The sequence below is a fragment of the Mycobacterium sp. OAE908 genome, assembly GCF_017872775.1.
Lineage (GTDB): Bacteria > Actinomycetota > Actinomycetes > Mycobacteriales > Mycobacteriaceae > Mycobacterium.
Map to the genome: position 1 here is coordinate 23,532 of NZ_JAGGJL010000005.1, position 11,676 is coordinate 35,207.

General features: G+C 62.4%; 11 protein-coding genes. 10 read left to right on the plus strand and 1 reads right to left on the minus strand.

Annotation, left to right across the window (positions count from 1 at the left end; all coding sequences use genetic code 11):
• The first annotated feature begins 4 nt into the window (after positions 1–4).
• The 10 genes from J3E61_RS34270 to J3E61_RS34315 all read left to right on the plus strand — a co-directional run bounded on the left by J3E61_RS34270 (position 5) and on the right by J3E61_RS34315 (position 10,117).
• Positions 5–2,215, plus strand: a complete 2,211-nt coding sequence (locus J3E61_RS34270) for an acyl-CoA dehydrogenase (RefSeq protein WP_210087093.1) — start codon at positions 5–7, stop codon at positions 2,213–2,215.
• A 166-nt stretch (positions 2,216–2,381) separates the two neighbouring features.
• Positions 2,382–3,011, plus strand: a complete 630-nt coding sequence (locus J3E61_RS34275) for a TetR/AcrR family transcriptional regulator (protein ID WP_210087094.1) — start codon at positions 2,382–2,384, stop codon at positions 3,009–3,011.
• Between the two features lie 312 nt (positions 3,012–3,323).
• Positions 3,324–4,586, plus strand: a complete 1,263-nt coding sequence (locus tag J3E61_RS34280; protein ID WP_210087095.1) for an amidohydrolase family protein — start codon at positions 3,324–3,326, stop codon at positions 4,584–4,586.
• A 111-nt stretch (positions 4,587–4,697) separates the two neighbouring features.
• Positions 4,698–5,822 carry a hypothetical protein gene (locus J3E61_RS34285; RefSeq protein WP_210087096.1) on the plus strand — a complete coding sequence of 375 codons (1,125 nt, stop codon included), beginning with the start codon at positions 4,698–4,700 and terminating at the stop codon, positions 5,820–5,822.
• Positions 5,819–7,240 (plus strand): phosphotransferase family protein, encoded by a 1,422-nt coding sequence (locus J3E61_RS34290; RefSeq protein ID WP_210087097.1) that lies wholly within the window; start codon positions 5,819–5,821, stop codon positions 7,238–7,240. The genes J3E61_RS34285 and J3E61_RS34290 overlap by 4 nt, the downstream gene beginning before the upstream one ends.
• A 73-nt stretch (positions 7,241–7,313) precedes the next feature.
• Positions 7,314–7,655, plus strand: a complete 342-nt coding sequence (locus J3E61_RS34295; RefSeq protein ID WP_210087098.1) for a hypothetical protein — start codon at positions 7,314–7,316, stop codon at positions 7,653–7,655.
• Positions 7,656–7,726: 71 nt separating this feature from the next.
• Positions 7,727–8,527, plus strand: coding sequence for an LLM class F420-dependent oxidoreductase (locus tag J3E61_RS34300; RefSeq protein WP_210087099.1), 801 nt, complete (start codon positions 7,727–7,729; stop codon positions 8,525–8,527).
• Positions 8,515–9,228: a TetR/AcrR family transcriptional regulator gene (locus J3E61_RS34305; RefSeq protein ID WP_210087100.1), complete on the plus strand. Its 714-nt coding sequence runs from the start codon at positions 8,515–8,517 to the stop codon at positions 9,226–9,228. The genes J3E61_RS34300 and J3E61_RS34305 overlap by 13 nt, the downstream gene beginning before the upstream one ends.
• A gap of 322 nt (positions 9,229–9,550) precedes the next feature.
• A complete protein-coding gene (locus J3E61_RS34310; RefSeq protein WP_210087101.1) occupies positions 9,551–9,748 on the plus strand; it encodes a hypothetical protein in 198 nt (65 codons plus the stop codon).
• 81 nt (positions 9,749–9,829) lie between these two features.
• Positions 9,830–10,117 carry a hypothetical protein gene (locus tag J3E61_RS34315; RefSeq protein WP_210087102.1) on the plus strand — a complete coding sequence of 96 codons (288 nt, stop codon included), beginning with the start codon at positions 9,830–9,832 and terminating at the stop codon, positions 10,115–10,117.
• Between the two features lie 146 nt (positions 10,118–10,263).
• On the opposite strand, the gene J3E61_RS34320 is transcribed toward J3E61_RS34315, so the two are convergent.
• On the minus strand, positions 10,264–11,511 hold the full coding sequence (locus J3E61_RS34320; RefSeq protein WP_210087105.1) for an enoyl-CoA hydratase/isomerase family protein: 1,248 nt from the start codon (positions 11,509–11,511) through the stop codon (positions 10,264–10,266).
• Positions 11,512–11,676 lie beyond the last annotated feature (165 nt).

Sequence of the window (11,676 nt, forward strand, 5' to 3'; positions counted from 1 at the left end):
TGCCATGCCCCTTGCGATCACTGCTGAGCACAACCACCTAGCCGATTCGGTGCGGGCGCTGGTCGAGCGGGTAGCGCCGTCGGAGGTGCTCCACGCGGCGCTGGAGAAACCCATCGACGTCCCGCCGTCATACTGGCGAGCCGCCGCGGAACAAGGCCTGCACGGATTACACCTGTCGGAATCCGTTGGGGGACAGGGATTTGGGATCCTGGAATTGGCGATAGTCATCGCCGAGTTCGGGCGCGGCGCCGTGCCGGGACCCTTTGTCCCCTCAGTGATCGCCAGCGCGCTGATATCGGCCCACGATGCGCGGGCACAGATCCTCGGCGACCTGGCATCCGGCACGGTGATCGGCGCATATGCCTTGCAGTCGTCGCTGACGGCGACGCGCCAGGGCGACGCCCTGGTGATCAGCGGGGAGGCGCGCTCGGTTCTCGCCGCTGATCAGGCGTCGCTGCTGGTGTTGCCGGTCGCCGGGCTGGATTCGCAGGGCGATGGCACCACATGGGTGGCGCTCGACGCTGATCAATGGCAGGTCGAACCGGTCAAGAGCGTGGACCTGCTACGGCCGGTGGCGCACGTGCGGGCGAGCGGAATCGAGGTGAGCCCCGAGCGAGTGCTGACGAACCTCAGCGTGACGTCAGCGAGAGCGCTGGTCTCTACGCTGCTGTCGGCGGAAGCCGTCGGCGTGGCACGTTGGGCGACCGACACCGCGTCGGAGTATGCGAAGATCCGCGAGCAGTTCGGTCGGCCGATCGGGCAGTTTCAGGCGATCAAGCACAAGTGTGCGGAGATGGCCGCGGATACCGAACGCGCCACCGCAGTTGTGTGGGATGCCGCCCGCGCCATCGACGAAGCGTTCGAAAAGGGTTGGGATGCCCAAGGTATCCACGCCGATTTCGCCGCAGCGGTCGCCGCGACGTTGGCGCCCGCGGCAGCGCAACACTGCACGCAGGATTGTATTCAGGTGCACGGCGGTATTGGCTTCACCTGGGAGCATGACTGCAACGTTTACTACCGGCGCATGCTGGGAATCAACGCCGCGTTCGGGCGCGCTGCCGACTATCCGCAGCGTGTCGTCGACACAGCGACGTCGAGCGGTGTACGCAAGCTCGACGTCGATCTCGGTCCGGAGACCGACGAGCTGCGGGCGGCGATTCGCGCCGAAGTCGCTGCGCTGAAGGCGATTCCGCACGAGCAGCGCACCGAGGCGATCGCAGAGGCCGGCTGGGTGCAGCCGCACTTGCCGAAGCCGTGGGGGCGTGGTGCCAGTCCGGTGGAGCAGATCGTCATCGCTCAGGAGTTTGACGCGGGCGGCGTAGAACGTCCTCAGGTGGGTGGTGTTGCTTCTTTTGTTACGCCGTCGATTGTGGCCTTCGGCACGGACGAACAGAAGCAACACTTCCTCCCCCCGACCTTTCGCGGTGAAATGGTGTGGTGCCAGCTGTTTTCCGAGCCGGGCGCGGGATCAGACCTGGCTGGCTTGACAAGCAAGGCTGTCAAGGTCGACGGCGGCTGGCGGATCACGGGGCAGAAGATCTGGACCAGCTGGGCGCAGAACTCGCAGTGGGGAGCGCTGTTGGCTCGTACGGATCCGGCGGCACCGAAGCATAAAGGCATCACGTACTTCCTGTTCGATATGTCCAGCGACGGCGTCGATGTGCGGCCGCTACGGCAACTCAACGGCGAGTCGGAGTTCAATACCGTGTTCCTCGATGATGTGTTTGTGCCGGATGAGCTGGTGCTGGGCGAGGTCAATCGGGGCTGGGAGGTCACCCGCAACACGCTGATGAACGAACGGGTCGCCATCGGCAGCCACGAGGTGCCGAACCAGGGAAGCCTCGCCGACCTGGTGAATTTCGTTGGTGACGGACACCTCGACCCGGTTGACGTGAACCGGGCAGGCCGGCTGATTGCCGAGGCCTACGCGTCGAAGGTGCTCAACCTCAGATCGACGCTGCTGACCCTGGGCGGCTTCGATCCGATGCCGGCGGCCGCCATCGGCAAGCTGTCGATGCGCGTGGCACAGGACTACAACGAGTTCGTCGTGTCCACCTTCGGCGTCGACGCCGCAATCGGCGATGACGAGCAACCACAAGGACTTTGGGCGAAGAGGTTGCTTACCAGTCGTGCAGCGACAATCTATGGAGGAACGTCGCAGGTGCAGCTGAACGTCATCGGCGAGCGGCTGCTGGGACTGCCGCGTGACCCGTAGGTCTGGTTCCCAAGTGGGGTGGACGAGGGGCATGCCGCGCACGGATATTGATCGATTCGTTAGTTGCTGCAGCGCGTCGGGTACACTCGTGCCACCTAATCTGCGGAAGGGGTCCCTGAGCGTGGCAAGAAAGGGGACGAGACGTATCGGCCGGCCGCCGGCAGCGGTGGCGGCCGAGACTCGGCAGCGCATCGTTGAGGCCACCGAGAAGTGCTTTGGTCTGTACGGTTACGACAAGACGACCATCAAAGACATCGCCGATGAAGCCGGACTCACGACGGGCGCGCTGTATCACTATTTCGATTCCAAACAGGATCTATTTGCCGCGGTTTTCGCCGGATGTAGAGATCAGCTCGTCGGAAGTTTCATCAAGGCGGCGGAGACCGCCGACACCGCGGTGGGCAAGCTGTGCGCGATCCTCGACCGCGCCGTCCAGATGAATATCGAGGATGAACACATCGCCCGATTCATCTCGGCGGCTGACATCGAGATCGGCCGCCATCCGGAGTTGGCGGAGCTGTTGCGCGACCTACCGAAGGAACCGGACGTCCTATCATTCTACAAAGGAATTGTGCGCCAAGGCATCAAGCGCGGTGAGTTGTCGCCCGATACCGACGTGCAGGGCCTTGTCGACATGATCAACGCCGTAACGCTGGGGTTCTCTCAGTTCGCCGCCTACCATTCGAACGTCCGCGCGCACAAACGGGCGATCGAAACATTCAAACTGCTGCTTCAGGGCCAGCTTTTCCAGCCAGCGGCAGGTCGCTCCACCGCTCGACGTCGCCGCACCGGCTGACCTGGATGACTGCCGGCCTCATTGGGCCGCACCCCTGTATCGAGTTCGAACGTATCAAGCGCGGACGTAACTGGGCTCCATCACCAGGCGAAGCTGCCGACCCCAGGCCGAATTTCCTTGGCGTTCAGTGGATTAATCCGCACATGCGACGCCCATTCATGGGGGCGCCATCACATTTCACAGCGTGTTGTGGTCTTCTTCGAAGAACCTCTTGACTGTGATCTAGGACGCCCTAGACTAGGGTCTAGGAAAAATTAGAGAAACGTCGACCGAATACGTTGACGTCCGCTACACCGGCCAAGGAGGCACAACATGGCAGAGGCGACGACGTACTCCGGCGGTCGCGTCATCTACGACGCGGACTCGCATCTGATGGAGACTAAAAATTGGCTTCACGACTACGCCGATCCGGATGTGCGTCCGCTCCTGGGACCGCTCAATCTCAGCGCCTTTCCCGATCCGGCACTTGTGCCGGAGTACACGCCCGACTACTACGAGAAGGGCTGGAGCCCCGAGAAGGCAAAAGAAGCCGAAGAGCACCTGTGGGAACGCAAACTCTGGGGCGCCTATGGTGCGGTCGACCCAAGCGAGCGCCAGGTGGCTCTTGACAAGTTTGGGTTCAAGAAGCAGATCGTGTTCGCCACGTTCTGCTGGGGCCAGTTCGACACGCTCGCATACGCCCCGACCGTGACGGAGCGCGATCCGAAATTGGTCTACGGTGGCGCCCGGGCACACAACAGGGGGGTCGCCGAATTCTGCCGCGGTGACAACCGGATGATCGCTACGGGGATGGTGCCGCTGGATGTCCCCGAGCTCGCCATCGAGATGACTGACGAGTTGCTCAATGACGGCTGTCGCGCGATTGTCATCCCGACCGGCGTCATGGAGGAACGTAGCTGGTCGCATCCGGACTACGACCCAGTCTGGGCGCGGATGAGCGAGGCGAAGGTTCCCATCGTCCTTCACGTGGGCACTGGGAACTTCCAGTTGCCAAAGGGCTTGTACAACACGGGAAAGCCGCTCGTTTATATGATGGCGGGCCGAGGTATCGACACGGGCAACGAGTCCGGTTGGGTGATGCAAGACTTACTCACTACCGACCTCACGGTCCGGTGGTTTCTTGCGGCGTTGATCAACGATGGCGTGTTCGCCCGTCACGAAAACCTCACGTGCGTCGTCACGGAGTACCAGTTCGATTGGGTGCCGTGGTTCGGTGAGCGGCTGGACAGCATCTACGAAATGTCGACGATGTGGGCACCGGATCAGTACTCGATGCCGATGAAGCCCTCGGAGTACTTCGTCGAACGGGTCAAGCACGCACCATTGGTCAGCGGTGTCAGGGCCGAGGGTTCCGAGGTTGCCGAGAAGGGAGAAGCCCTAGATCTCGGTGCGGTGATCAACAAGACACCAAATGGAGAGCGGCTGTTCCTTTTTTCCTCTGACTTTCCGCACGCCGAGGGTGGCGGTGACCCGCTCGGTGATCTGCAATCCTCGTTGCGGTCGCTGGGCGACCGGGCACCTGACGTCATGAAGCGCATCCTGGAAGACAACTTCGTCGACGTCTACGGAGGGTGATCCTGTCGCCCACCACGTGACATCCGTCTGCGGCTTGGGCGGCCCGGCGGATACCAGCCGCTGTCCTGGCGCATACCTCATATTGAAAGGCTCTTGATGTTTCTAGTTCCCATGGATGAGTCGCTATTTCACCAGGACGGTCGCTCGATGGCGATGGCCGCTCACAGCGACCATCGGTTCTACGACCGATATTGGATCGGTGTCTACGATCCGGCGGGCGGGCGTGCGTTGATCACTGGAATGGGTGTCTACAAGAACAACAATGCCATCGACGCGTTTGTCGCGGTGCAGCAGAACGACATTCAGTACAACGTCCGCTTGGCGCGGCCGTTGCACCCCCAGTGGGAACAACGGATCGGCCCACTTCGGCACGACATCGATGAAGGGCTGAAGCAACTGCACCTTGTCCTAGAGCCGGGTGAGTATCCGATCTCATGCGATCTCGTATGGACCGGCACGACACCGCCTTTCGAGGAAAAGCGGCACTACTCGACCGCATCTACCCGGATTGTTCAGGACTATATGCGCTACGACCAGGCCGGTGTCGTCAACGGGACCATGACAATCGACGGCGAAACAATCGAAGTCGACAACTGGCGCGGCGCCCGTGATCACGCATGGGGCGTGCGACCCGGTGTCGGTGGGTTCGAGCCGAATGCCGGTCCGGATAACAACATGGGGGCCAGAGGCTTCCTCTACCAATGGTGCTGCTGGGGTAACGATCGGATCGCCGGATACGTCCAGATCCACCAGGACGGTGAAGGGCGGCGGCTGCACAACGACGGCCTCATCAGGTACGTCGGTCGCGACGACGAACCGCCCCTTGAGTTGGTGCACGGTGAGGTCTCGGTTGAGTTCGTTCCGGGCACGCGGGTGTACAGCAAGGCCGGAATCGAATTCACCACCCACGACGGCAGCCAGTGGAATCTCGAGGTTCGGCCGCTATGCACAGCGTGGGCGATGAATGGCACTGGCTACACCGGATACAACGACCTGAAGGGTCACGGCTGGCACCGTCCGCTGACCGTGGAGTGGGACACCTACGACATCTCGAACCTGAGATATGCGACGTTGCTGCCGTCGGGTGAGCGGGTACCGAGCTTCCACCGCGAACAGCCATGCTTCACCTCACTCAACGGAGATGAGGGAATCGGACACTTCACGATCATTCCTATGGCGCCACTGCCTAAGTACGGCTTCATGGATGACCTCGAGTCTTGGACCGCCGACGAATGAACGCCCTCACCGAATCCCAGTCGCCTGAGGAATTGCGGGCGTGGATCGAGGCCGTCGCCGATGTTGCGGTACTCGACATGCAGCGGGGGGCAGGCGGCGGCTCTCGGGAGGCATGGCGCGTCGATGCGAAGTCGGCGACCGGGGAGCGCAGGACGCTGTTTGTCCGCCGCGATGCAGGTGTTGGGCCCGTTTCGGGGTCACCTCTGACTCTGGCGCGGGAGGCGGCCGTCGTTCGTGCGGTGGCCAAGCGCGGCATTCCGGCCTCCCGGATCGTCGCGGTCGACGACGAGGCCGATGTCGTTCTCGCGGACTTCATCGACGGCGCAGGATCCCCAGAGGACGTCGCCGATCTTATCGGCTCGGAAAGACAGAACTACGTCATCTACAACTTTGTGGACACCATGGCTCGGGTGCACGGACTGGATCCCGAAGACCTCCGACACGAGTTGCCAGCGTTGCCCGTACCGACGACGGCAGAAGAGCACGCCACGCTCGAACTCGACCAGTGGGAAGGCTTGTATGCGGAAAAGGCCACCGCGCCGGACCCCATCCTGGCCGCGACGTTCACCTGGCTGCGCCGCAACGCGCCGACCGCAGTGCAGCGGACCGTCCTGGTCCATGGTGACTGCGGGCCCGGAAATTTCCTGTTCGATCCAGAGACGGATCGGGTGACTGCTCTGCTCGACTGGGAGTTTGCCCATTTCGGCGATCCTGCAGACGATCTCGCGTGGTGGGCGTTCCGCGATAACGGGACATTCCCGGACTACGAGCAGGCGCTGCGGCGGTGGGCAGCCAAGACCGGATTGTCCGTCGACCGGAAAGCGATCACCTACTACGGTGTCTTCGTTCTCGCTCGCGTCACCGTGTGCGCGGTCCGCGGACTCGCCAATGCCGGTGCCACGATTGACAACTCGGTGTGGCACGTGCTGTTGCCAATGATGCATGCTGCGTTAGCACACCTACTTGCCGACATCCACGCGGTCGATCACGACTCGACGTGTCCGGACCTCGGTGAGTCTCCCCGGAACGAGTTCGACCGCATACTTGCCACCCTGGGTCGCGATCTCGTGTCCACCATCACCCCTGACCTGAAGAATCCCGATGCCCTCAAGCGGGCCCGCGGAGACGCCCTGCTCATCGCCTACCTAAGCCAGGCGCATCCCTTGGAGGCTGCCATCGATCAGGCCACCGTAGAAGACCTCACATCGGTGCTGCCCTCGCGACCGGGGTCGGCAACCGAAGGTCTACAGGCCCTTGAGATACAGATCCGCGAATCGGGCGCTTTGTCTGACGAGGTGCTTCGTGTCTTGTGCCGATCTGCGGACCGAGAGATGTTGCCCTGGCACCGACTTGGACTGGGTGCGCTGGGTGGGGACAAAGCCTATCCGGCCGCGTACGCGCCCAATGCTGGGAGCTAGCTCGCCCGCGCGCGTAGCGAATTGCGAAATGACTAGCGAAGTGCAGTCCGGACGGCAACGGCCGGGAATCGGTGTGCCTGCACCTGCGCGGAATGAAAAACGGTTGGCTGCTGAAGATTTCGTTGCAGCCACTCTGACCTCGGTCGGTCGCTGCCCCGCGCGACTGGAATACGTAGAACTGGTTTTTTCGACAGCCGAGGGTCAATGGAAGTGGTGTTTCCCACGTCCGCCCGCGGGCAAGCCCGAAATCTGCGGATCGATCGCACTGACCCTCGGCCGCTACGGACCCCAAGCCCGTTTGGTGAAAGCGGATGGTCTCGGGCCCTCGTTGCCAAGCGCCGAGGCGCTGCCCGCGATCCTGGCCGGCGCCAACGTCATGATTGCCCATGGATTGGTACGCAGGGGCAGCTGGTAGTGATTTCGTCTAACGCCAAACTCGACCTGGAGGCTGGAGGGACTGTGCGGATCGGTGTGCTCGGACTGAACATGCTGGCCACCGACGCTCAGCATGCAGTTGCGCTCCTCGACGAGGCCGAACATCTGGGATTCGACTCTGTCTGGGCCGCTGATCACGTCGTCATGCCCGCGTCCTACAAGTCGATTCATCCGTATGGCAATGCGCCGTACGTTCCACCGACCGTCCCCTTCCCTGAGCCGTTGACGTGGCTCGCGTTCGCCGCAGGCGTCACCGAACGGATCCGCCTCTGCACCGGAGTCCTTGTGCTCTCACAGCGCAACCCGGTCGTGTTGGCGAAAACCGCCGCAACACTGGACGTGTTGTCGAATGGCCGCCTCACGTTGGGTGTGGGGCTCGGCTGGAATAAGGAGGAAAAGCTCGCGACCGGTCTCGTCCCAGTCGGAATCGGCGCCCGCACAGAAGAATACGTTCATGCGATGCGCCAGCTATGGACAAACCAGCCGGCGACTTTCGACGGCACCCATTGCTCCTTCAACGAAGTCCACTGTCTGCCCGCTCCAGCGCAACGGTCCGTGCCAATTGTCATTGGAGGGCACACGCTAAAGGCCGCCGCTCGCGCAGGACGTGTAGGCGATGGCTTCTTCGCCTGGGACGTCGGTCCGGAATCACTACCGCCGCTGATCGCCGAGGTCCGCAGGTCCGCGCGTGCGTGCGGACGCGACCCCAACGCGATCGAACTGTCTGCTGGTGGGACCGACATCAAACCTGCCGATCTGGAGCGCTACGCCGAACTGGGTGTTACTCGGGTTGTACTGCCGGTGATCACGAGCCTAGGCGAGCTTGCCGAGGAGTATAAATGTCGCTCATGAGCGCGAACCGGAAGACAACACCTGCACCGAGACGGGCAACACTAGTCGGAGAGCGAAGGAATGCGCGCGGCGAGATCCTCGTGGCGGCCGCGCGTCTTTTCAGCGCCAGCGGCGTAGCAGGCACCACTATGGAAGAGATCGCTGCGGCGGCGGGCGTCCGGAGTCCATCGCTGTACTACTACTTCGAGAACAAAGAAACGATAGTCAGCGAACTGTCCTTGTATGCGGTCGAAGAATCAGCAGTATTCGCCACATCACTATCTGAGGAAGCCGGCTCTGCGATTGAGCGACTTCGACAGCTGCTGACCGCGCACATCGAGCGCTTGGTCACCGCACCGTTCGACCTCTGGTTTCTGGTCACCGCGGGGGGCAGGCCTGGGGACCCCATTCCTGGCTTCGAGAAGGTGAGCGCCGCATACTCGTCGTGGGTCTCTCGGGTCCAGTCACTGATTGCCGAGGCCGCAAAAAAGCGCGAAATCCCCTCCTGTGACGTTGAACTGGCGGCACAGCTCATCTTTGGATGCATCGAAGGGGTGTTGGAGTGGCGCCATCACGGACATGTTGTCGACGCAGAAACGCCTGTCGAGTTCGCGATTCGAGGTCTCGGCTGGGCTCCGGTGGCCAGCGCACATAGAGCACAAGAAAACTCAGGCCGCACTGCTCAGCGCACAGGCCGTCAACGCCGCGCCAAGGAGCAGTGACATCTATTGGACTACAACATGATCCGTACGGTTAGACCCATACCGCGGAGGGTGCGGAAGCTCATAGCAACACCGATGCGGAGCTACATCGTCGCGCTTACCGCATGCCTGACAGCATGCATCCTGCCTGCACCGCTTGCATTCGCCGAATCTCCCCTGCGGTCGGCCCGGACACTTCGCCTTCCGTCGTAGTCCCGGCTGCCGCCTCGGGTACCATTGGCGCCCGGATGGACTGCTGGCGCCGATGACCAAGGCGGTGCATCAATCCTCTTGCGTCTTCCCGCCTTTCCTCTGCGGCTTTCCGTGCGCGAGCGAGTATCAGATGGATAAGGTTGCCTCGACGACCGTCATCGGAAAACCTGCCACTGTGACAGCGCCGCCTCCGGCACCATTGCCCTGCCGCTGGGACGGGTCCAACTGTGAATACGACGTGTACGAGTTCTCCAGATCGATCATGGCGCCGCCGATGCCGAACCCCAACCTGCCGTACGAGGTGACTGAGCAGAGCCGCCTCGATTGAACATCTCCGCTATTAGCACCAAGACGGCGCCGACAAGGCCGCGATGACATTGCGGGGCGCGGAAGACAGGACGCGGTCAATTTGGCCAAGCCGCAGGCGCGCCTACTGCTGCTCGCCACATACTGGGACGGCCTGGAGATACCCGTGGCGCTGTGTTTGAAGGAGATAACCGTCCTCCCATCGCTCATGTACGGCCGCTGCGGCGCCGCGCGCGAATTCGATGTCGCAGGCGCGCTATTGGCTTCCAACCCTGAGATCGCGCGAACGATGATCACCCATCGGTTTCCGCTTGACGGCGCAGTTGAAGCGTTCGCCGCTGCGGCGAATCGGGAACCAGATGCTGCAATCAAGGTCGTAGTCGAGCCCTGAGCGCCAGCTGCGCAATGGCCGGCAGTGGCTTGCCTCGGGCTAGCCGTCCGAAAGAGCAAGCAAGAGGAGGAAGCAGCCCCAAAACTTCTCGACGACGGCTGCCACCGAATCGTCGATGGCTGCCAGTTCGGAAGTGGACTCGATGCTTACAAGTTCTTCCATTCCGGTTGGCGCTTAAGCGCGAACGCTGTCATGCCCTCGATCGCGTCGGCGCTGTTCATCAGCTCGTCGACAACATCGGGCGGAGCAGTGACCGCGTCGATCGTGTGGGCGATTCCCTGCGTCTGCTCCATCAGCGTCAGTGACAGCCGTACCGATGTCGGCGAAGCGCCGAGAATCTCGGCCGCCAACTCACGGGCGGACGCCAGCGCTTGGCCCTCGCGAGCCATCCGGTTGACCACACCGAGGTTTCGGGCTTCCGCTGCTCCAATGCGTCGGCCCGTCAGGATCAGTTCGTTGGCCACCTTCGGGGGTATCGATCGCGGCAACCGGACGGCCCCACCGGCGCCTGCGATCAGGCCCACTTTGACCTCGCTCAGCGCGAACATCGCTGACTCGTCGGCTACCACGAGATGGCAGGCCAACGCGATCTCGAACCCGCCACCCATCGCGAACCCGTTGACGGCGGCGATCACCGGTTTGTGCATGTTCCGCCGACTCGTCAGACCGCCAAATCCGTTGAGCGGCATGCACACCGGCTTACCACTGGCACCGTAAACCAGGTCATTGCCGGCACAGAACGCCTTCGCCCCTTCGCCGGTGATGATAGCGACCCACAACTCGCGATCTGCGAAGAACGCATCGAAGACGCTGTCTAGCTCCTCGTTTGCCGGGGGGTGCAGGCAGTTGCGTACGTCGGGTCGGTTGATGGTGATCTCGAGCAGATGCCCGTCGCGGTTGACCTTGATGAACTCGTAATCATCGCCCAATACGGGTGTCCGCTTGGGCAGTAGCGCTGCCGCCGCACGTTCCGAGCGTGTCGTTCGGTTGCCATACCCGAAGGGCGTGACGTACACGCGTTCGCCGATGGGCTGCTCTGCGTTTTCCAGCAGTGACATCAACTCATCGTCACCGGAGGCAACCTGGGAAAGGAACCGTCCCCCACCCGCGTCGAGTCGGCCGACCACGATGCCGGTCTTCTGCCCGCCGCGGCCATGCACCACGGTGTAGGTCTCAATGGTGGCCCAACCGCTGGGATGCGCGACATGGGGTGGGCTATCGAGGCCATTAATTTCGCGCTGCAGTTCGTCGCTGTTGTCAGACTTCAACTTGGTAGGCCTCGTACTGTAGACGCCCACCGAGGTCTTCGAAAGGACCCCACCGTTGGCCGATACCAATGCGTAACTTCCCGGCTGGGCGCGTACCCGTCCGACCGCTTCGGCTATCGCATGCATCGAGTAGTTGTTGCCTGGACCGCCGAAGAACGGCAACCCGCCGGCGAGGGTAAGGCCGCGCGGGTCGTCCGGCGAGATCCCCAGTGTTTCAGCGATATTGGAGACTGCGATCGGGAAGCACGAGTAGAAGTCGAAGAAGTCGACGTCATCGAGTCCCAAGCCGGC

What these genes read in the sequence shown, in the direction of transcription:
- J3E61_RS34320 (WP_210087105.1), bottom strand. Translation starts at nt 11,511, where the DNA reads ATGCATGCGATAGCCGAAGCGGTCGGACGGGTACGCGCCCAGCCGGGA.
- J3E61_RS34305 (WP_210087100.1), top strand. Translation starts at nt 8,515, where the DNA reads ATGTCGCTCATGAGCGCGAACCGGAAGACAACACCTGCACCGAGACGG.
- J3E61_RS34285 (WP_210087096.1), top strand. Translation starts at nt 4,698, where the DNA reads ATGGATGAGTCGCTATTTCACCAGGACGGTCGCTCGATGGCGATGGCC.
- J3E61_RS34300 (WP_210087099.1), top strand. Translation starts at nt 7,727, where the DNA reads ATGCTGGCCACCGACGCTCAGCATGCAGTTGCGCTCCTCGACGAGGCC.
- J3E61_RS34280 (WP_210087095.1), top strand. Translation starts at nt 3,324, where the DNA reads ATGGCAGAGGCGACGACGTACTCCGGCGGTCGCGTCATCTACGACGCG.
- J3E61_RS34270 (WP_210087093.1), top strand. Translation starts at nt 5, where the DNA reads ATGCCCCTTGCGATCACTGCTGAGCACAACCACCTAGCCGATTCGGTG.
- J3E61_RS34290 (WP_210087097.1), top strand. Translation starts at nt 5,819, where the DNA reads ATGAACGCCCTCACCGAATCCCAGTCGCCTGAGGAATTGCGGGCGTGG.
- J3E61_RS34310 (WP_210087101.1), top strand. Translation starts at nt 9,551, where the DNA reads ATGGATAAGGTTGCCTCGACGACCGTCATCGGAAAACCTGCCACTGTG.